Annotated in this window: 18 protein-coding genes, 1 other RNA gene and 1 pseudogene; 1 reads left to right on the forward strand and 19 read right to left on the reverse strand. The window is 42.5% G+C overall.

The features are described 5' to 3' along the window. Positions 1–81: 81 nt before the first annotated feature. From ssrA to NXH67_RS18020, 17 genes and pseudogenes are all read right to left on the reverse strand, one after another. Positions 82–437, reverse strand: a transfer-messenger RNA (tmRNA) gene (gene ssrA, locus NXH67_RS17940). Positions 438–516: 79 nt separating this feature from the next. Continuing rightward, entirely contained in the window at positions 517–987 is a 471-nt protein-coding gene (gene smpB, locus NXH67_RS17945; protein WP_022778942.1) for an SsrA-binding protein SmpB, read from the reverse strand. A gap of 617 nt (positions 988–1,604) precedes the next feature. Beyond that, positions 1,605–3,581, reverse strand: a pseudogene (gene rnr / locus NXH67_RS17950) (ribonuclease R); the annotation flags it as partial. Between the two features lie 108 nt (positions 3,582–3,689). After that, positions 3,690–3,929, reverse strand: coding sequence for a preprotein translocase subunit SecG (secG, locus tag NXH67_RS17955; RefSeq protein WP_022778940.1), 240 nt, complete (start codon positions 3,927–3,929; stop codon positions 3,690–3,692). 93 nt (positions 3,930–4,022) lie between these two features. After that, positions 4,023–5,570 (reverse strand): 2,3-bisphosphoglycerate-independent phosphoglycerate mutase, encoded by a 1,548-nt coding sequence (gene gpmI, locus NXH67_RS17960; RefSeq protein ID WP_272798249.1) that lies wholly within the window; start codon positions 5,568–5,570, stop codon positions 4,023–4,025. Between the two features lie 130 nt (positions 5,571–5,700). Then, on the reverse strand, positions 5,701–6,105 hold the full coding sequence (locus tag NXH67_RS17965) for an acetolactate synthase (protein ID WP_022778938.1): 405 nt from the start codon (positions 6,103–6,105) through the stop codon (positions 5,701–5,703). 47 nt (positions 6,106–6,152) lie between these two features. Continuing rightward, entirely contained in the window at positions 6,153–6,827 is a 675-nt protein-coding gene (locus tag NXH67_RS17970; RefSeq protein ID WP_272798250.1) for a thiamine diphosphokinase, read from the reverse strand. An 11-nt stretch (positions 6,828–6,838) separates the two neighbouring features. Then, the gene (locus tag NXH67_RS17975) at positions 6,839–8,239 is read right to left on the reverse strand and encodes a tetratricopeptide repeat protein (protein ID WP_272798251.1); all 1,401 of its coding nucleotides are present in this window, start codon (positions 8,237–8,239) and stop codon (positions 6,839–6,841) included. Positions 8,240–8,421: 182 nt separating this feature from the next. Then, on the reverse strand, positions 8,422–9,063 hold the full coding sequence (locus tag NXH67_RS17980; RefSeq protein WP_272798252.1) for an RpiB/LacA/LacB family sugar-phosphate isomerase: 642 nt from the start codon (positions 9,061–9,063) through the stop codon (positions 8,422–8,424). A gap of 112 nt (positions 9,064–9,175) precedes the next feature. Beyond that, positions 9,176–10,042: an HAD-IIA family hydrolase gene (locus NXH67_RS17985; RefSeq protein WP_272798253.1), complete on the reverse strand. Its 867-nt coding sequence runs from the start codon at positions 10,040–10,042 to the stop codon at positions 9,176–9,178. 17 nt (positions 10,043–10,059) lie between these two features. After that, complete coding sequence (locus NXH67_RS18410) at positions 10,060–11,292, reverse strand: ion transporter (RefSeq protein WP_272798254.1); 1,233 nt, start codon at positions 11,290–11,292, stop codon at positions 10,060–10,062. Continuing rightward, positions 11,292–13,373: a DEAD/DEAH box helicase gene (locus tag NXH67_RS18345; RefSeq protein ID WP_330676773.1), complete on the reverse strand. Its 2,082-nt coding sequence runs from the start codon at positions 13,371–13,373 to the stop codon at positions 11,292–11,294. Before NXH67_RS18345 ends, NXH67_RS18410 begins: the two co-directional genes overlap by 1 nt. A 194-nt stretch (positions 13,374–13,567) precedes the next feature. After that, on the reverse strand, positions 13,568–14,122 hold the full coding sequence (gene pgsA / locus NXH67_RS18000; RefSeq protein ID WP_272798255.1) for a CDP-diacylglycerol--glycerol-3-phosphate 3-phosphatidyltransferase: 555 nt from the start codon (positions 14,120–14,122) through the stop codon (positions 13,568–13,570). Beyond that, positions 14,119–15,474, reverse strand: coding sequence for a 30S ribosomal protein S12 methylthiotransferase RimO (gene rimO, locus NXH67_RS18005; RefSeq protein WP_272798256.1), 1,356 nt, complete (start codon positions 15,472–15,474; stop codon positions 14,119–14,121). Before rimO ends, pgsA begins: the two co-directional genes overlap by 4 nt. Before the next feature lie 3 nt (positions 15,475–15,477). Then, on the reverse strand, positions 15,478–15,771 hold the full coding sequence (gene rpoZ / locus NXH67_RS18010) for a DNA-directed RNA polymerase subunit omega (protein WP_022778929.1): 294 nt from the start codon (positions 15,769–15,771) through the stop codon (positions 15,478–15,480). Positions 15,772–15,818: 47 nt separating this feature from the next. Then, the gene (gmk, locus tag NXH67_RS18015) at positions 15,819–16,460 is read right to left on the reverse strand and encodes a guanylate kinase (RefSeq protein WP_022778928.1); all 642 of its coding nucleotides are present in this window, start codon (positions 16,458–16,460) and stop codon (positions 15,819–15,821) included. Beyond that, a complete protein-coding gene (locus NXH67_RS18020; protein WP_272798257.1) occupies positions 16,453–17,340 on the reverse strand; it encodes a YicC/YloC family endoribonuclease in 888 nt (295 codons plus the stop codon). Before NXH67_RS18020 ends, gmk begins: the two co-directional genes overlap by 8 nt. 210 nt (positions 17,341–17,550) lie before the next feature. Here NXH67_RS18020 and NXH67_RS18025 point away from each other — a divergent pair, with 210 nt between their 5' ends. After that, positions 17,551–19,050, forward strand: a complete 1,500-nt coding sequence (locus NXH67_RS18025; protein ID WP_022778926.1) for a tagaturonate reductase — start codon at positions 17,551–17,553, stop codon at positions 19,048–19,050. Between the two features lie 525 nt (positions 19,051–19,575). Here the strand turns inward: NXH67_RS18025 and NXH67_RS18030 are convergent. After that, on the reverse strand, positions 19,576–19,941 hold the full coding sequence (locus NXH67_RS18030; protein WP_272798258.1) for a hypothetical protein: 366 nt from the start codon (positions 19,939–19,941) through the stop codon (positions 19,576–19,578). Between the two features lie 123 nt (positions 19,942–20,064). Then, positions 20,065–20,637 (reverse strand): imm11 family protein, encoded by a 573-nt coding sequence (locus NXH67_RS18035; RefSeq protein WP_272798259.1) that lies wholly within the window; start codon positions 20,635–20,637, stop codon positions 20,065–20,067. Between the last annotated feature and the right edge of the window lie 7 nt (positions 20,638–20,644).

A 20,644-nucleotide genomic window follows, 5' to 3' on the forward strand; every position in this document is an offset into this window, starting at 1 on the left:
TATTTTTAAAGTTTAAACCAGATTATTGATATTCGCAAGTATAAAAAAATGCTCAGCCATATGTATCTGTTGGCTAAGCATTAATGGATTAGAGGGGAGTCGAACCCCTGTCCAAAAATTCATCCCCTGTCCTTCTACTATCATAGTCAATTATTCCGGAGTTCTGCACTCCTGTTCCCTCTCTGCCCCGGAAATTGACAACCAAGACAGATCGGTAGCTTCATGATACGACCATAACCGCAAAGCTTAAGCTATGTCGTTTCCTACAAGTTTTGACGCCGATTGCTGAATATGTAGGTGTACTCAGGTCGACGAGCTGCCATTAGGCAGCAAGTGCTAAATTATCGTTAGCGTTTAATTTTAATTTGAGGTTTGACGCACCGTCCTGCGGATAGCTTCTCCAGCTTCAAAATCCCTGTCGAAACCTTTACTAACCCTTATTTAATTGTGATGCTCACTTAGTATATCGCCTAAGTGAGCAAATTTCAATATACTTATAGTTTAGTTTTTGCACTTTTATCTAAGACTCACCTTGTAGTCACGAAGAGCCTCTCTCTGCTGGTCCTTCTTAGCCATATCAGCGCGCTTGTCATAGAGTTTCTTACCCTTGGCAACGCCAATCTCAACCTTGACTTTGCCGTTCTTTAAATATACTTCAAGGGGAACCAATGTGTAGCCCTGAACCATCTTCTGCTGATCCAGCTTTCTTATCTCAGCCTTGTGAAGAAGGAGTCTCTTAACTCTTAAGGGATCCTTGTTAAAAATGTTGCCCTTCTCATAGGGACTGATGTTCATGCCCATGATAAAAGCCTCTCCCTTGTCGATGCTGATCCAGGACTCCTTGATGCTGCACTTGCCCTGGCGGATCGACTTAACCTCAGTTCCAAAGAGCTCTATTCCGGCCTCGTACTTCTCCTCGATAAAATAATCGTGGTAAGCCTTTTTATTGTTTGCTATCAGCTTTCTAGCCTTATTATCTTCTGCCATTTCTATAGATTCCTATCATTAATTTCCTGTGACTAATCTAATATATTACATTTGGAGGAAAAAAGCACGTAACTTATGGTTTACTTTTTTCTTTTCCCTTTGCCCTGGGCACTTCTTGCTGCCTTGCTGGTGGCTGACTTCTTGTATTTATGAACCTTATAGACCTTGCGGGTGCTCTTTTTATCCTCGGAAGAAGAGCTCTTTTTCTTGCGGAACTTCCCGGTCTTGGAATCGGGCTCGTACTGACTAAGGTCGATGAGTTCTCCATCATACTCGACAAGACGTCCGTGGGATTCCTTCTTAGCTTCTTTCTTGGAAGTTTTCTTTCCGGTTATTTTCTTATCGATTGCCTTTTTATCAGATTTCTTATCGGTTGCCTTCCTGCCTGCGGCCTTGTCTGAAGACTTTGTCCTGGATTTCTTTGATCTATCTGACATATCAGAAACATCTTCCATGAACAGCTCTTCATCTTCGTCCATTGACTCCCCTGCCTTGTCAGCGGCAGCGATTTCTCTTAACTTCCTTACCTTATTGGCTCTGTCATTGGCAACCTTCCTTGCTGCAGGAACTCTGCCATAATCCTCATATCCGTCATAATCATACTCATCCTCATCGAACTCGTCCTCTTCGTTAATAAGTCTGAAATCGATGGACTTGGTGAGTCTGTCAGCCCCTGTCACCTTGATCATAACCTTCTGGCCAAGAGTATATTCCTTGTGAGTACTCTCACCTACAAGTTTCATATGAGTCTCATCATAGACATAGAAGTCATCATTCATATCCGCAGCTCGAACCATTCCTTCGCAGGAATTCTCCAGCTCTACGAACAATCCCCAAGCAGTTACGCCGGATACAACTCCTTCAAAGCGCTCACCCACATGGTTCTCCATATACTGAGCCTTCTTGAGTTTATCTGTCTCTCTCTCAGCTTCCTCAGCTCTTCTCTCAGTCTCAGAGGAGTGCTTGGCCACTTCATCAAGTATCTCTTCATAATGTCTTGCCTTAGCCTCAGTCATCCTGCCTCTTAAATGATCCTTGATTATCCTGTGAATCTGAAGATCAGGATAACGTCTTATAGGCGAAGTAAAGTGGCAGTAAAAATCAAAAGCAAGTCCAAAGTGCCCTGTGCACTCCGTACTATACTTAGCCTGCATCATACTGCGAAGGGTCATTCTGCTGATAACCGCCTCTTCCTTGGTTCCTTCTATACCCTTAAGGAGCTTCTGAAGTTCCTTGGGTCTTACACCTTCATCTTTTCTTGTTCTGATGTGATGTCCCAAGTTATTGACAAATGCAGCCAGTGAAGCTATCTTCTCCGGATCCGGCTGCTCATGAATACGATAAACAAAGGGACTCTGCATATAGTAAAAATGCTCTGCCACAGTTTCATTTGCTGCCAGCATAAAGTCCTCGATAAGCTTGGTTGCTACATTTCTCTCATGAGGAACAATGTCTATGGGATTACCTTCCGGATCAAGTATTATCTTGGTCTCGGCAAAATCGAAGTCAATAGCGCCTTTCTTCTCACGCTTCTCCCTAAGTATGGCTGACAGTTCTGCCATTTCCTCAAACATGGGAACAAGTTCCTTATACTTCTCAATTTCAGCCTCATCCTTGTCACGAAGGATCTTGGCTACGCTGGTATAGGACATACGCTCATTGACGTTAATAACTGATTCAACGATATCGTGGTCCACAAGTCCGCCGTTTTTATCAAATTTCATAAGACAGCTAAGAGCAAGTCTGTCCTCTCCGTGATTAAGGGAACAGATACCGTTTGAAAGTCTGTGAGGCAGCATGGGAATAACACGGTCCACCAGATATACACTGGTTCCACGCTTAAATGCCTCCCTATCCAGAGCAGAGCTCTCCTGCACATAATTGGTAACATCCGCAATATGTACCCCAAGGTGATAAAAGCCCTCTTCATCAATATGGAGACTGACAGCATCATCAAGGTCCTTGGCATCTTCACCGTCAATGGTAACCATCTGAACATCTCGAAGGTCAGTTCTGCCGTACATATCTGCTTCACTGATGGTATCAGGACATCTGTTGGCCTGATTAATAACCTTCTCAGGAAACTCGCTCGGAATGTCGTAGCTCTTAACGATGGAGAGAATGTCTACACCGGGGTCATTTATATTGCCGATTACCTGTATAACCTTGCCCTCGGGCTTACGTCTCTCGGATGCACTTCCGTAGTAAGTAAGCTTAACCACAACCTTATCTCCGGTTACGGCAGCTCCGTGATGCTCAATAGGTATGAAAATATCGTCTTGAAGCCTGTTATTGTCAGGAACCACAAAGCCAAAGTTCTTCTCTGCCTGATAGGTTCCAACCACCTCTTCAAGGCCTCTTACAAGGATGTTTCTGATTCTTCCCTCAGCTCTTTTGCCGCCATTATCAGGAAGAAGCTCTACCTCTACGGTGTCTGAGTGAAAAGCGCCATGGACGTATTCCTCGGGAATATAAATATCCTCGTCTCTTCCCTCTACCTGCACAAAACCAAAGCCTCTGGCATTACCGATAAAGGTACCCACAAGCAGGTCTTTGCTTTTTATCTTACCGCCGTTAAGGCTTTCTTCCATACGTTTTAAACGTTTACCTTTACTCATCATTACCTCTCAAAATTAAAGTAAAGAAAAGGCACTCTGTAAAAAGAGTGCCTTAAAAATACATATGTATCCCGGTGCTATTGATCAAGCCATCATATTAAGCACGATTGCAAGGATAACGAAAGCGAATGACAAAACAATTGTAACTGTCTTGAGAACGCCCTCTCTTGAACGGCCCTTGTTCTTGCCCCAATATGTATTCTCAACTGTTCCCTGGATTGCTCCAAGACCCTGGCTCTTTCCTTCCTGTGCAAGCACAAGAACTACTAAAGCAGCACAAACTAACATGAATACCACACCGATAACTATTGACAATACTTTCACGAAATTAACCTCCCAGATTATTATCGCTTTATCTAACTAATACATAATACCATATATTGATACGATTAGTCAATTTACGATAAAAAATCCATATTATTTTTTAATAAGAAGGCTCTGACCGGTCATCTCGGCAGGCTTCTCTTCACCCATGCACTCGATAAGTGTAGGAATGATGTCAGCAAGGCATCCGCCTTCCTTAAGTGTATATGCAGGATCATAGTTAACAAGGATGAACGGAACAGGATTGGTTGTATGAGCTGTCCAAGGCTCGCCTGTCTCATAATCGATCATCATATCTGCATTACCGTGGTCAGCGCAGATAAACATGGTTCCGTTGACTGCCTTGATAGCATCAACAATCTTGCCAACGCACTCATCAACGGTCTCGATAGCCTTGACCGCTGCAGGAATAACACCTGTATGTCCTACCATGTCAGGGTTAGCAAAGTTAGCAACAACTACATCATACTTCTGAGAGTTGATTGCATCGAGAATCTTCTCGCATACTTCAGGAGCGCTCATCTGAGGCTTGAGGTCATAGGTAGGAACATCCTTAGGGCTGTTAACAAGAACTCTGTCCTCGCCCTCGTTAGGCTGCTCAACACCACCGTTAAAGAAGAAGGTTACATGAGCATACTTCTCTGTCTCAGCAATTCTTGCCTGCTTCATTCCCTTTGCTGCAAGCCACTCACCGAAGGTATTGTTAAGAAGAACCTTCTTGAAAGCAACCTCCTTGTTAGGAATAAGAGGATCATAATCTGTGAAGCAAACATAAGTTACATCAAGTCTCTTACCCCTGTTAAACTTATCAAACTCATCATCGCAGAAGCAATGTGTGATCTCTCTTGCTCTGTCAGGACGGAAGTTATAGAAAATGATTGAATCGCCATCCTTGATAGTTGCTACAGGAGCACCGTTCTTCATAATTACTGTAGGAATTACAAACTCATCAGTCTTGCCGTCCTTGTAGCTCTGCTCCATGCACTCATGAGCGCTGTTAGCCTTGTTGCCCTCGCCCTTGGTAAGTGCGTTGTATGCATACTCTACACGATCGTAGTTGTTATCTCTGTCCATAGCGTAGTAACGACCGGAAATTGTTGCAATCTGACCTACGCCAAGCTCCTTCATCTTGTCCTCGAGCTGCTGTACGAAATCAATTCCGCTCTCCGGAGGAGTATCTCTTCCGTCAAGGAAGCAGTGAACATATACCTTATCAAGGCCGTTCTTCTTAGCCAGCTCTAAAAGTCCGTAAATATGTGTGATGTGGCTGTGAACACCGCCGTCTGAAACAAGACCGTACATATGAAGAGCTGAATTCTTGGCCTTGCAGTTATTGATTGCTGCCATAAGACCTTCGTTAGTGAAGAAATCGCCGTCCTCAATGGACTTGGTGATTCTTGTAAGCTCCTGATAAACAATTCTGCCGGCACCCATGTTCATGTGGCCAACCTCTGAGTTACCCATCTGTCCGTCAGGAAGTCCTACTGCAAGTCCGCTGGCATAGCCCTTAACAAAAGGGTAATCCTTCATAAGGCCGTCCATTACAGGGGTGTTAGCCATAGCAATGGCATTTCCCTCAGCGTTATCGTTAAGTCCGTATCCATCAAGAATTAAAAGAACTGTAGGTTTAGAACCTCTCATTATTTATATCCTCCATTTTATAAAGCCCGGGCTTCCGGGCGTTAAATATTCGTCCTTGCATAGTATACACAATATCAGGGCAATATGACAAGTATTTAACAAAACCTTTATATTTCTAAAAAAGCTATAATCAAAGGCACTTGTATCCCTTGTTGATAAGAATATTTTCAACCTGCTTGGTATCATCGGTATGCATTACCATGATAGGAGCACCGGATTCTCTGTTAAAAGAAAGATAAGTGTAATTTACGTTGATATTGCTGCCGTAAAGAGTCTTAAGAATCTTATCAAGAGCTCCTACTTCATCGGGACACTCTATAGCAAGCACCGGAGTGGTTTTGCAGATGTACTCTTTTTCCTTGAGCACTTCAAGACATTTCTCAGGATCTGATACAACCATTCTGATAATTCCATACTCTGCGGAATCATTGGTTACGGAACCTAAGATGTTGATGTTGTTTGCCCCAAGAATACCGGTGATGTTCTGAAGACATCCCTTTTTGTTCTCAGCGTAGATAGAAATCTGTTTTAACATTTTGCTCCTCCTTGGCCTCCCGGCCTAACTGTCATATTCGGTCAGAGTTACATCTCTGCAGTGATAAGAAGTGTCCCTTCTCTCACAGTAATCTCTGCCTCTTCATCGATAATGAATTCATTGCTGACTCCAAGAGGAAAATCGTTACCAAGTTCCCCATTTTCCATTGTGTACATAAGGCCACGAAGTGTTACACCCCTTGAAATCTCCGAAACAGAAAAAACAGATATCATTCCGCTGTTTCCTCTGTGGAATCTTATAGTTTCGTTCTCGGCGATCAGAACTATCCGGTTCTCTTCCATAATGTATCCGTTACCGCCGTGATGCTTGATAAAAAGAAGGGTCTGAATATTGGCAAGACTGTGGTCTATTCTGCTCCCTCCAAGGCATCCGTATAGCATAAACTTCCTATACCCCTTGGAAAAAGCAATTTTAACAGCCTTAATCGTATCGGTGTCATCCTTTCTGACATCAAGTTTCACAATTCTGTCCGGATCGCTCTCAGCAATCTCCTGTAGACTCCTGACTGCCGCCGGCCCGGCTTGACTTAAGGAATCAAAGTCCCCAACGATAAGGTCAGGCAATATCCCAAGCTGCTCAGCGTAGAGATACCCTGCATCGCAGGCTATGACAAGGTCTTCCTCGCCAATAGGTATCTCCATTGGCACGAAATGCCCTGCCGATATGATTATGCACTTAGGTTCCGATTTATCCAGATTCATGTATATTCCCGTTATGCTCTGATTCTTGATTCTATGGTGTCGATATCCATTATCCACTCATTATCGCCGCCCCAGTCCCCTACGATGGTCTCCTCGGTGGTTCCATCCTCATAGGTGATGGTGGTATCCAGCCTGTAATTCATCTTGGCTACCTTGGTGGATTTGCCGGATGTTATATAGCTAAGTAAGTATGTAACAGAATACTTGGTGTGAGGATACAAGTTACCGTCAATTGCAGCAGGCTCATAGGAAATGGAATTTCTCTGAACACCGTCGTCCTCAAAGAAATTAGCCCACAAGGTGATGACACCCTTGGTATCAGGATTCTCCTCAAAGTTCAAAAATCTATAGCTGTAACCATCCTCATTTTTGTTGATGATAATGGCTTCTCTGCTGATGGAAACATAGGTGGTATTCTCCTGAGGAGTCTCCTGATTATTAAGGAAAACATCCCTGAGAGCAAGATACTCATCAGAAACCACGAAGTCTCTGAGTTCATCCACATTGCCAACATCAAGCTGAACAAATATATCTGCGAAAATATTCTGAACGTCAAAAGCATTGGTAAGACACGCCTTAACCGAATCAATATCCTGAGAGCTTCCAACTGAAGATATCACTTCATCCAGCAGTGAATTATAAGAAGAAGCATCTTCCATACCTATGGTAAAAGACTCAGAATATGGCACTGCATATTTCAAAATAACGTTCTTAAGTTCCTCTGAATTGTGGCCGGCATAAACCGTTATCATACGTCTTACAAGCTCAGCGTACTTATCAAAAGAACCTGTTCTGTCACCGGTATTTGTGCATTTATCCCCTCTGAAAAGTGCATTGACGTCATAATTATAAGAATCATTAAAGCATCTCTCATAAGCAGCACTGAGGAGTTCAATCGCATCTGCGTTATCACCGTTTTCTTCCAAAACACTGACAAGTTTCTCAACCGTGTCAAAACTTGCTGATGCACTATTCATCTCACTTATGGCTTCATTCATTATAACTGTGTGATAGTCCTTAAGAAGCAGCTCATTCTCTGTATTTTTGAATCCGTCATAGAGAGTTGTCTTGGCGGCCTCAGTATTATCAAGGCTTAAGTACGCTCCTGCCAGATTGGAATATGCAGCCACAGACTTAGGGTCAATCGCAATCGCCTTCTCATAGGATTCAATTGCAGCCTCATAGTTAGCTGATTCAGTGTACTTGTTGCCTGCGGCAATCGCATTATTAACCTTAACAAAAGGCAAATGACTGTATATTGTAAGACCAACCGCTATCACAACCGCAGAAGCACCGGTTATAACGGCTGCCATTCTGTAATCGAGTTTCTTTCTTCTTTTTCCTCTTCTTTTTCTTGAATTATAGCCCCTTCCCATGGTAGAGCTATAAACATTATCTTTTCTGTAACCCAAAACTAAAAACCATCCCTCTTAAAACAAAGGCAAAAACTGCCATTAATTACTAAAATCCTGTGCCAAAAATGCTCACACAAGCTAAAGTATAGCACGAAAATTCTTATATAAAAAGAGAAAAAACGTGTGGAACCGCAAAAGTAGTCCCACACGTTTCATCACCTGATTTATTCGGTAAAAGATTATTTCAAAAGCTCGTGAACAGCCTCTTTGATGCGCTCATCCTTGGCATTTGCATCGAAGTACTCAAGGAAATGCTCTCCTGAAAGTGCGCCCTTAACCAGGTCTCTGTCAAGCTTGTTGAGAATGTCAACAACGTCCTGATTGTAAGTAACCTTCTTAACCTCATCAAGGATCTTCTTGTTGCGCTGCTCAAGAACTGCTCGCTCTCTGGGATATCCCTGTCCGCTCTCCTCTGAGAACAGCTTCTCAAAAGTGTACTCAAGGTTAAGCTCTGCGCCCCAGCCTGACTTAAGTGCGAAGTTCATGGAAATTGCATTACCATCGTTGATCTGTGCAAAAGTATAAGCATCAAGAGGATCTGTAACATGTCCGCAGATAACTCCGGGGAAGCTGTTGCAGGCAAGCATTGCGCCCTCACCTGTTCCGCAACCTGTGATAACGTAATCAACAGCGCCTGAGTTAAGAAGAACGCAGGCAAGAATACCATTCTGTACATAGGTAAGCTGTGCCTTGTCCTCAGCTGAATACATTCCGTAGTTAAAAACCTCAAAGCCATGCTTGTCAGCAACCTTCTTGAGTGCTCCGTAGATCATCTCATTCTTGGCTGCCTGGCTGTTTTCATTTATAAGTGCTATCTTCATCTCAAATAACCTCCATTTGATATTTTTTGTCTCAATATACGAATATTTTATTAACAAAAAAATGAAGTGTCCACCGTAAAAAAGTCTTTGTGCTCAATTTTCAAGATTTTAGTCAAAATCTCTTTCTGAGCATTTCTCCCATCTCCTTGATGGAATCATAAACCACGTCCGGCTTCACCTCGGAACCGGGTATATCCATGAGCTTCGTCTCTCCTGTCATAACAAGAACACCGATAGCTCCGTTGTTTACGCCTGTGGCAACATCCGTATATATTCTGTCGCCCACAAATGCAATCTTATCCTTATCCATGCCTGTGGCATCTACGATCATCTCCACAGTTTCGTTAAAAGGCTTCCCCACATACTTGGGCTTCTTGCCGGTGGAGAGCTCTATGGCTGCGCAAATTGCTCCGCAGTCAATAATAAATCCGCCCTTCATTGGACAATTAATATCCAGGTGAGTCGAAAGGAAAGTAGCACCATTTCTGATATAAGTACAAGCATTGGTAAGTCTGTTGTAATTAAGTGTCTTATCAAAAGCCACCACAACTATATCCGGAATATTGGCGGTATCCGCAGGAACAAATCCATCCATTTCATCTACCTCTGGCTGAAAAAGATTGATCCCGCCTTCTCTGAAGGTTTCATACAGGGACGGTGTCCCGAGAAGATACACACTTTTCCCCTTATAAAAACTATTAAGGTAGCGGATCATCACATCTCCGGAGGTCATGATCATATCCTTTGAAATATGGCAGTTCATCTTCGCCAGCTTATCAATATAAGCAGCCGATGACTGGGATGAGTTGTTGGTAAAAAACATGTATTTCTTACCTGATCTTTCTACACTGTCAAGGAAATCAAGAGCGCCGTCCAAAATGTCATTTTCCAGATAAAAGGTTCCGTCCATATCAAGGACGAAAAGCTCAGTGCGATTCAGTACTTCCTCTTTTGTTGAATTTTCAAAGTATTTTTCCATAACTTATCAGGTAGCTCCTATACATTTTCGTTTTGTACATGCTTGCCATATAACAAGACTGTGTCTCCGGCCTTGATCGTTAGCCCTCCCTTTGGAACCATCGCTTTACCGTTTCTTCTTACCATGAAGATGAAGCTCTGTCTGGAAATATCGATATCTCTTATCGCAGTACCATTCCAGGAATGGCCTTCATTTATCACGATTTCTTTTATCTCCACAGGCTGAACATCCTTGGTCTTCTCAGCACACATAACTATGAGATCACCGGGATTAAGTACCGTATCCCCTCTGGGAATAATGGTCTCTTTGACTCTTTGTATGGCTACGATCATAACGTCCTTAGGAAGGCCCAGGTCTACAATCTTCTTACCGGTCCATCTGTCTCCTGCAGAGAGTTTGACTCTGATAAAATGAATATTCTCTTCCTCTGTGAAGTCGCCAATGGACTTAAGTCTCTGATATTGTTCAACGAAGCCGGCAGAAATAATACCTGTAGGTATGGCAACCATGCCGACTCCAAGAAATGCAATGAATATTCCGAGGATCTTACCCAGGGTTGTCACAGGATAAATATCTCCATATCCCACAGTTAGAAGTGTCGATGCTGACCACCAGATTCCTGAAAAGGCGTTTTGGAATACCTCAGGCTGAGCCTCATGCTCAACACTATACATACACAGGCTTGATCCCATCATAAGTATGAGGATAATAAATACCGAAGCCATGAGCTGCTGCTTTTTGCGGCTAAGGATCTCGGTGATAACATTCATTTGGTCATAATAGGAATTGATTCTGAAAAGACGAAGAATCCTGGCAATCCTGAACATTCTGAAAACTGCCGTCCCCGCCGGGAAAAATACCGGTAGATAATAGGGTAAAAACGATAACAGATCTATTAATCCGGTAAAGGAAAAGACATATCGGACAATAGCACCTTTTTCTGTCTCCTTGGGATACAGTTCATTAGCTGTGATGAGACGCAGTACATAATCCACTGCAAAGAAAAAGGTGGTAATTGCCTCAATAACAAGAAGGAGCTTACCATACCGCTCCATCATATTGTCAAAAGTAACCGCAAATGCGCAAAAAAGATTAAGCAAAAGGGCAATGATACTGATAACGTCATAGAACCTGTTGATAGGTTCATCAATGACGCCCACACTAACCATGTTAAAAATCTTGGCTCTGAAAGCCTTACTCATAACAAACAGTTTGTGTTTCCCAGAATCATTCCCCTTTGATTTGGTCATTATTTCTCCTTGTTCTTTCTTCTGCCAAAGCTCTCCATTACAAGATCGCTGACATCCTGAAGATAATCAAGACTTCTTTTTTTATTTTCCTGCTTAATGGCCTTCTTCTCGGCCTTGCTGACATTCATGGTGTCGGAGTCCTGGCCCACATACCAGGCCTTGGTCTGTCCCTCACCCTTTATGTTGATTCTTCCTACGTTCTCGAAGCCATCAGCTTTTTTGTTCTGAGAAGCTCTGCTCTTCTTGGAATAATCTGCGTGATTCTCAGATTTGTTGCCGTTCTTGCTCTCAGCTTTCTTTCTGTCAGCCTTGATGCTCTCAATAAGGCTGACGTCAAGTCCTGTATTTACAGCCTGTGATCCATCAGGTTTTTGCTTTCTGCGAGGTTTCTGGAATACTTCCTCAGAAGAACTTACCTGCTTCTCCTGATATCTGTCGTTCTTTTTGTTAAAGCGCTGGCCCTGGTCCTTGCGGCTCCTGCGATCCTTGCGGTCCTCAGAATTCTTACGACTATCGCGCCCCTTACGTCCTTCACGATCCTCTGACGACTTCCTTCCATCCCGGTTCTTGCGGCCCTCTTCTAAACGACGTCCGTCGCGGCTTCTGCGCCCATCTGAGTTCTTGCGGCCGTCACCGGAGCGACGTCCGTTTCTTCTATCGCCACCGTCCTTGGAATCTCTCCTTCTTCTGTCGCTCTTTTCAAACAGAACAAGATCTTCAAGGTCTGCGCCCATCTTGAGCTTCATGAATCCGGCAGCAAGCTGCTCTGCAGTATACTCGCCCTCTTCAATCTTCTGATTGACGAACTCAAGAGTTGATGCGATATCGCCATTCTCAATAATATCGATTACTTCCGCAAATACCTTCTGGGATTTGGCTCTTGTAATCTCTTTAGCGGAAGGAACTCTTCTCTCCTCAATCCTGGTATGGCAGATTCTCTCGATGTCACGAAGCTTGTACATCTCTCTGCCGCCTACCAGAGTAAAGGATCTGCCGCTTCTGCCGGCACGTCCTGTTCTTCCGATTCTGTGTACATAATATTCAATATCCTCAGGGATATCGAAGTTAAATACTGCCTCAACACCGCTGACATCAATACCTCTTGCAGCTACGTCAGTAGCGATAAGGATGTTGATCCTGCCATTTCTGAAGAGATTCATAACTGTATCTCTCTGGTTCTGTGACAGATCTCCGTGGAGTCCGTCGGCAAGATAACCCTTGCCCTTAAGGCTCTCTGTGAGCTGGTCTACCATTTTCTTGGTATTGCAGAAAATAAGGCTTCTTGCAGGATCATAATAATCCATAAGTCTGCAGAGGACCTCTTCCTTCATCTTCTGGGGAACTCTGTAATATGCCTGCTCGATGGCGGCAACGGTGATCTCCCTGGGAGTCATCTTGATGTATTCAGCATCCTTCTGATAGGTTCTTGTGATCTTAAGAATAGGTTCGGGCATTGTAGCTGAGAAAAGAGCAGTCTGTCTCTCTTCAGGCATTCCCTGAAGAATAGTCTCGATATCTTCTCTAAAGCCCATGTCAAGCATCTCATCCGCCTCATCAAGGACAAGAACCTTAACATCCTTCATCTTCATTGTGTGACGTCTCATGTGATCCATAACACGTCCGGGAGTTCCTACAACAATCTGAACTCCGGCAGATAATGCTCTTATCTGCCTTGAAATATCCTGTCCGCCGTATACAGCCAGGACTTTGATTCCATGCATATATTTTGCAAAATCTCTGATATCATCGGCTGCCTGCATTGCAAGCTCTCTTGTAGGGCAAAGTACAACCGCCTGCAGGTGCTTATTCTCGGAATCTATGCTCTGAAGGAGCGGAATTCCGAATGCTGCTGTCTTGCCGGTTCCGGTCTGGGCCTGTCCTATAAGGTCCTTGCCTTCCATCATAACAGGAATAGCAGCCTTCTGGATGGGTGACATGTATTCAAATCCCATCTCAGTAACAGCTCTGATGATTCTCTCATCAAGGCCGGACTCGTCATATCTTATCTTAGCTTCTTCTTTCTTCTTGCTTTCTTTTTTTACTTCTTCTACTTCTTCAAATAATTCTAAATCTTTACTCATAAAACTCTCTTACTTCTAAAACAATAACTATAATTTACTACGCGATATACGCGATTCTTCGCTTACGCTCTCGAATCGCTACGTACATTCGGAATCCGCACTATCGTGCTACTTCCTCATGTACTTTACGTCTACGAGGTTTCAAGTAACTGCATGCAAGCATTCGTACTTGAAACTTCGTATCCGCATATCGCTCACATCTCACCGCTCATAACATCTTTGTTCTTCACGAGATAATCGACAAGTGAAACAACGGTCAGGGCCAGAGCGATCCACATGATAACCTGGGTAAGGATCTGCACAGCGGGAATTCCAAGATTGGCGATCATAAGAATGACCATGATCATCTGGAAGGTTGTCTTAAACTTGCCCCAATAGCTTGCTGCTATTACTCTTCCGTTGTCTGCGGCGATAAGTCTGAAACCGCTTATAACGAACTCTCTGGCGATAATGATGATAACAATCCAGGCAGGAATGCGGTCAAGCTCTATAAGTGCGATCATAGCACTGCACACAAGTAGCTTGTCTGCCAAAGGATCCATAAATTTACCGAAATCAGTGATAAGGTTATATTTTCTTGCAATCTTGCCATCAAGCATATCTGTGAGGCTGGCAATTATGAAAATTGCAAGGGCAATCCATTTAAAAAGTTCTACAGTGGACTCCTGCGCAGGTCTGAATAACAGAAAAAATACAAAAAACGGAATCATAATAACTCTGGCTACTGTTAACTTGTTCGGTAAATTCATTCTTCCATCTCCCCTATTAAATCATATTCGTTAGATCCTGTAATACGAACCTTCACGTAATCACCTGTCATAAGCTCTCTCTGAACACCACTCACAAAAAGATATCCATCGATATCCGGGGCATCCTTATAGGTCCTTGCCACATAGGACAGCCCATCGTCATATTCGGTGTCCATGATCCTGCCTTCTATGACAGCATCAACAACTTTTCCCACCATCTTCTCCGCAGCTTCAAAGGCAATCTTCTGCTGAAGCTTCATAAGCTTGTTTCTGCGGGTTACTTTAACCCTTTCAGACACCTGATTCGGCATTGTAGCAGCCGGAGTATCTTCCTCCTGTGAATAAGTAAATACTCCCAGTCTGTCAAACTTAAGGTCCCTTACAAGCTCCATGGTCTGATTATGATCTTCTGCCGTTTCCCCGGGGAATCCACTGATAAGTGTGGTCCTTATACAGATATCGGGAATTTCTTCTCTCAGATGCTGAACCAGAGCCCTGATCTCTGCGTTGTTAGTGCGCCTTCCCATCTTTTTGAGCACCCAGTCAGAACCTGACTGAATGGGAATATCCAGGTACTTGCAAATCTTAGGTTCATTCTTTATTGTCTGGATCAGCTCCTCATTGATCTCCTCAGGGTAGCAATACAGGATCCTAATCCATCTAAAGCCCTCTATCTCGCATAGCTTGTGAAGAAGCTCCGGCAGTTTTTTCTCCCCATAGAGGTCTGTTCCGTATAAAGTTGTCTCCTGAGCCACAATAAGAAGCTCGGTAATTCCCTGAGCAGCCAGATTCCTAGCATCCTCCAGCAGTTGCTCCATAGGTACACTTCTGTAATTGCCTCTAACCTTGGGGATTATGCAATAGGTGCAATGCTTGTCACACCCTTCTGCAATCTTGAGATAATTAAATAGACCTCCTGTGGTAATGACTCTCTTAAGGCCTCCCACAGGCTTCCTGTTGATATCATCGAAATAATTCTTGTGAGAAAAAAGCTCATCTCTCTTGATAGTCTCATCAAGTGCTTCAAGAATCTTATCAGTAGATGAAATTCCAAGGATCTCATCCACTTCGGGAATCTCAGTCTGGATCTCTTCCTTGTATCTCTGAGCAAGACAACCGGTCACGATGAGTGCCTTAAGCTGTCCTGCCTTCCTTCTCTCTGAGAGTTCCAAAATTGTATTGATGCTCTCTTCCTTCGCATCATTGATAAAGCAGCAGGTGTTAACAACTGCTGCTTCCGCTTCTTCCTCGTCATCTGTAAATTCGTAGCCGCGGTCTGCCAGCATTCCAAGCATTACCTCGGTATCTACTCTGTTTTTGTCACATCCCAGTGACACAAATAATATTCTCATAAATTATTCTTCTACTGATTCCTCTACGGTAACGTCTTCGTTCTCAGTAACAAGTGTTTCTCTCTCCTCATCTGTAAGGATTCTGAGAGTATCCTGGTTCATCTCGTCTACTGCGATTGAAAGAGGCTTCTGCTTATCCTTAACTCTTACCATAGGCTCATCACCTGCGATAAGCTGTCTTGCTCTCTTGGCAGTAGCCATAACTACTGAATATCTTGAGCTGATTACAGGCTCCTCACCCTCTTCAACTCCCTTGTTAACTACTTTCATAAGATCAACATATGAAGGATGTATCATAATATTGTATTCCTTTCCTGCGGTAATCCGCATATCCGCTAAAATGATTATAACTCATTAAGCTCATTTCTGATAGTATCTATAAATTCCTGATTCCTTGATGTGTCAAAATGTGCAGCGGTGATAATGTCGTTCACCTGTTCAACGCACTTATCAAGATCATCATTTATAACAATGTAATCGTAGTTCTCTATGCCAAGGGATTCCTCTTTGGCTCTCTCAAGTCTTCCTTTGATGACTTCCTCTGTTTCTGTGCCTCTTCCGCACAGTCTGGTCTTAAGAGTCTCAGCTGAAGGGGGCATAACGAACAAAAGCACCGCATCATTATACTGCTTTTTGATCTGAAGTGCACCCTGAATTTCTATCTCAAGGATTACATCTATTCCCTCAGCAAGCTTATCCTCAACGTATTTCCTGGGAGTTCCGTAATAATGATTGACATATCCGGCATGCTCTATCAGTCCGTTTTCATTAATAAGCTTCTCAAACTCTTCATTGCTAACAAAGAAATACTCTCTGCCATTCTCCTCGCCGGGTCTGGGATCTCTTGTTGTGGCAGAGATTGAAAGAGCATAATTGTCATATCTCTTAATAAGCTCCTTCATTATTGTACCCTTGCCTACTCCCGAAAAACCAGAGACAACGATTATAATACCTTTGCGCTTGTTGTGCAATACTTCATTACTCAATGTTCTGAATCTGCTCCCTTACTTTTTCTATATCGGTCTTAAGAGCAATTCCTCTGTCGGAAATCTTAAGATCTGTGGATTTGGACAAAATAGTATTGGCCTCTCTGTTCATTTCCTGTGCAAGGAAATCGAGTTTTCTTCCGATACCGTCCTTGTCATCACCCACCTGAAGTGTCTCCTTGGTGGCCATAATATGGCTTCGAAGCCTCGTAAGCTCCTCATCTACACATACCTTGTCGGCAAATATGGTAACTTCCATGGCAAGCCTGTTCTCATCAACCTGCTTGTCTTCCAACAGATCTGCGATCTTCTCACGAAGTTTCTGCTTATACTCCTGTATGATCTCAGGGGAACGCTCTGTAATATATTCCACATTTTCATACATTCCGTCAAGCTTTTGTGTAAGATCTGCGGATAAAAATTCTCCTTCTTTGATTCTGGAGTCAAGGAACTGCTTGCCGGCCTCATTAATGGCCTTCTTAAGTCCGCTCCATACCTCCACTTCATCCAGTTCTTCCTCTTCCATGGTAAATACTTCAGGGAACTTGGAAAGAGCTGAGATCCTGATATCGTTATCAAGACCAAAATCACTGGCCATCTGTTTAAGATATGTGAAATATTCCTCAGCTATAGCCTTATTGTATTTTACTCTGGAATCCGATTCTGAAAAATCCTCGTAACTGATAAATACATCCACCTTACCGCGCTTCATATAGTTCTTTAATTCGGTTCTGATGGCGGATTCAAATGCATTGAATTTCTTGGGCATCTTGATGTTGATATCAAGATAGCGATTATTAACAGACTTAAGTTCAACAATATATTTGCGCTGTCCCTCTGTAACTTCACTTCTGCCAAAACCAGTCATACTGCAGACCATAAGTAGAATCTCCTTTATTTTAGGGCAAAAATTTACATAAATCATTATAATACAGCGCTTTTTCAAGGTCAATGCTGCGTTCCGACCACATTTATAAAAAAAGTCAAAATTTGCTATTGTAAACGCTTACATATTTTGCTATAACATTATATAGATTAAGACTTAGATGAAGCGTTTTGTAAGCGTTTACATTTTAGGAGGAATAGGGTTATGGAATTATTAAATTATGATGTATTGGCCAAGTCAGGCTATGAAGGTTTTGTTCAGAAGGAAGCACCCGTTCGTGTTCTTCAGTTCGGTGAAGGTAACTTCATGCGTGCATTCGTTGATTACTTCTTCGACATCAGCAATGAGAAGGCAGGCTGGAACGGCAAGGTTGCTCTTGTTCAGCCTATTGCACAGGGTCTCACAGAGCTTATCAACAAGCAGGAGGGTCTTTATACATTATACCTTCGTGGAAGTGAGAACGGCCAGAAGGTTGATGCCAAGAGAGTTATCTCCGCAGTTGACTGCTGTCTCAATCCTTATGACAAGGCAGACTACGACAAAATGATGGCTATCGCAGAGAGCGATGACCTTGATATTATTGCATCCAACACAACTGAGGCAGGTATTGCTTACGATCCTTCCTGCAATTTCGAGGATGTTCCCGCTGCCAGCTTCCCCGGCAAGCTTACACAGGTTCTATTCAGAAGATACAAGGCAGGTAAGAAGGGCGTAGTTGTTCTCTCCTGCGAGCTTATCGACAACAACGGCAAAGAGCTTCTTAAGTGTGTCAACCAGTACATTGATCAGTGGCAGCTTGAAGAAGGCTTCAAGACCTGGGTTAACAATGATAACATCTTCTGCTCTACCCTTGTAGACAGAATCGTTCCCGGAAGAATCCGTGATGCAAAAGAAGTTGCAGCGCTTGAAGAAGTTAACGGATATCACGACGAGCTCATCGATGTAGGTGAGATCTTCGGAGTATGGATCATCGAAGGACCTGCTGAGCTTGAGACAAGACTTCCTTTCAAGAAAGCTGGCGTTAATGTTCACGTTGTTCCCGATGTAATGCCCTACAAGCACCGCAAGGTTCGTATCCTTAACGGCGCTCATACAGGTTTCGTACTTGGCGCTTACCTTTCAGGCCAGGATATCGTTCGTGACTGCATGCAGAACGAAGCTATTTCAGGCTTCATGAACAAGATGCTCAATGAGGAAGTTATTCCTACTCTCGTAGATCACCTTGATGAGAATGATCTCAATGAGTTCGCTGCTGCTGTTAAGGATCGTTTCAACAATCCTTTCGTTAACCACGAGCTTATGAGCATCTCTCTTAACTCAACAAGTAAGTGGAAGGCAAGAAACATGCCTTCATTCCTTCAGTATATCGACAAGAACGGCAAGCTTCCCGTTTGCCTTACTATGTCACTGGCAGCATACATTGCTTTCTATTCAAACGATGTTCAGGAACTTACTGAGGCAGGCCTTGTTTGCAAGAGACCTGCAGGCAATACTTATACAGTAAGTGATGACAGATGGGCTCTTGAGTTCTTCTATGATCACAAGAACGATTCTGAGGAAGACCTCGTTAAGGCTGTTCTTGGAAATGAGAAGATGTGGGATCAGGACCTCAACAAGATTGCCGGTCTTACAGATGCAGTAATTGCAGATCTGAAGATGATCCGCACAGAAGGTGCTGAGAAAGCATATGCCAGCTGCCTTTAATAATTAAGCTTTTTCATTCAATTTTTCATTATCTTCCTATAAGAAGCCGCATTCGTTTTTACGAAATGCGGCTTCTTTGCGCAAAATCGTTAAATTCTTAAGATTGTGTCTACTGTGTGAAACGTGACAACCATGCCCCATTCAGGTCACTTCAAGGACTGATTTTTTGTGTTCTTACGCAATACCGCAAAATTCTAACGAAATGTTTAGATTTCTTTACAAACCCGCTCCTTTGCTGTATTCTAAAGGTACAAAGAGAGAGAAATAGATTTCAAATCTGCTTCTTCAAGGAGTAACTTATCCTGCGGCCGGCGCGTCCAATGTGTCGGGAAATAATCCGGCATGATAAGTATCTTTCAAACACTAAGCTTATTGGGGATTGTCACAGACCAATAATCTGCACATTAACCATTCACACCACGTGGTTACCACTGTGCGTTCTTAATGTTGCCCTTTTATGGGTTTTATTCAACCTCATAAGCTTAGTATTTGATCCTTCACAAAGTAATCTACATTTATAGACAATTATTTTCTAAATAATATTTCAATATCACCGTCTACAAATCCTGTTCCAACAGCTGTTAATCCTTTTAAAGTATTGGCATATTTCCCTTTCTCAAGATATTCCTTTATAATTTCAATCACATTATCAAGTATGACTTCCCATTCTTCATCAGCCTCCCATGTAAACAGGTTCTCTCGAGAGCCAAAATCGGTAATTTCATCACATGCCCAATCATCATCTTCTTCATCAAAAGATGCAGTACCAACTATTTCCACTGACCAATTATCATCTGTGTCTTCATAAATATTGAAATTTACAGCTATAACTTCTTCCGGAAAGCCTTTCTTCAAGTATGCATTTAACCACTCTTCAAATTTTTCGTACATTTTTGTTCATCCCTTCTAAATAACATTATAAAATTTCATAAATATCATTAAGTCAAAGCACAATTCTAAAGTAGTATGGGTGCCAAGACACACTTTTGGCACCCATATAAACATATTTGATTCTTATAAATCACTTAATTCAATCTCTTTGAAAGAAAAGCCAGTCAAACCATTATCGTCTATCAGTTTTTTTATGTTATCAGAGCAAAACATCACAACCATATGCTCTTTAAGTCTGAACAGATCATGGCCCTGTATAGCACTATGCTTCAAAACATATTTCCATATTGCGTAAGCCTTAGGCTCTTCATCGTGTAATACTCCAAAACTTGATTTTTCAAAATCAATGGCATTTTCTACCACATCAAGGATATTCACAATATAGCCCTTTTCTTCAGTGTTGCAATTACTATCGCATATTTTTATTGGTATAAACTGAACGCAATCATTCAACTTGTCTCTCAGCACATGATACGTATTTTCTGTTATGATAAACCACGCATTAACATTTAAGATATAATCAGTCTGCACACTGCCTTTATCAAAATCATAATAATAAAATAACTCTCCTTTATATTCAATTATTTTACCATGATCAAAATCGTGATAATCATACATTCTTTCATCACTTAATTTTGTGCAGAAAATACATTTATCGCGTTGAGTATTATCAAATCCTAGTTTGTAATATTTCATACATGCA

This window comes from Butyrivibrio sp. DSM 10294 (assembly GCF_028539135.1).
In the GTDB taxonomy this organism is placed as follows: Bacteria; Bacillota; Clostridia; order Lachnospirales; family Lachnospiraceae; genus Butyrivibrio.

Bases quoted from the DNA above. Each gene is read 5' to 3' on its own strand.
- NXH67_RS18410 (WP_272798254.1), bottom strand. From the start codon at position 11,292: ATGACCAAATCAAAGGGGAATGATTCTGGGAAACACAAACTGTTTGTT.
- NXH67_RS18035 (WP_272798259.1), bottom strand. From the start codon at position 20,637: ATGAAATATTACAAACTAGGATTTGATAATACTCAACGCGATAAATGT.
- gpmI (WP_272798249.1), bottom strand. From the start codon at position 5,570: ATGAGAGGTTCTAAACCTACAGTTCTTTTAATTCTTGATGGATACGGA.
- pgsA (WP_272798255.1), bottom strand. From the start codon at position 14,122: ATGAATTTACCGAACAAGTTAACAGTAGCCAGAGTTATTATGATTCCG.
- NXH67_RS18030 (WP_272798258.1), bottom strand. From the start codon at position 19,941: ATGTACGAAAAATTTGAAGAGTGGTTAAATGCATACTTGAAGAAAGGC.
- NXH67_RS17985 (WP_272798253.1), bottom strand. From the start codon at position 10,042: ATGGAAAAATACTTTGAAAATTCAACAAAAGAGGAAGTACTGAATCGC.
- rimO (WP_272798256.1), bottom strand. From the start codon at position 15,474: ATGAGAATATTATTTGTGTCACTGGGATGTGACAAAAACAGAGTAGAT.
- NXH67_RS17965 (WP_022778938.1), bottom strand. From the start codon at position 6,105: ATGTTAAAACAGATTTCTATCTACGCTGAGAACAAAAAGGGATGTCTT.
- NXH67_RS18025 (WP_022778926.1), top strand. From the start codon at position 17,551: ATGGAATTATTAAATTATGATGTATTGGCCAAGTCAGGCTATGAAGGT.
- NXH67_RS17970 (WP_272798250.1), bottom strand. From the start codon at position 6,827: ATGAATCTGGATAAATCGGAACCTAAGTGCATAATCATATCGGCAGGG.
- NXH67_RS18345 (WP_330676773.1), bottom strand. From the start codon at position 13,373: ATGAGTAAAGATTTAGAATTATTTGAAGAAGTAGAAGAAGTAAAAAAA.
- smpB (WP_022778942.1), bottom strand. From the start codon at position 987: ATGGCAGAAGATAATAAGGCTAGAAAGCTGATAGCAAACAATAAAAAG.
- NXH67_RS17980 (WP_272798252.1), bottom strand. From the start codon at position 9,063: ATGAAGATAGCACTTATAAATGAAAACAGCCAGGCAGCCAAGAATGAG.
- NXH67_RS18020 (WP_272798257.1), bottom strand. From the start codon at position 17,340: ATGGTCTGCAGTATGACTGGTTTTGGCAGAAGTGAAGTTACAGAGGGA.
- rpoZ (WP_022778929.1), bottom strand. From the start codon at position 15,771: ATGATACATCCTTCATATGTTGATCTTATGAAAGTAGTTAACAAGGGA.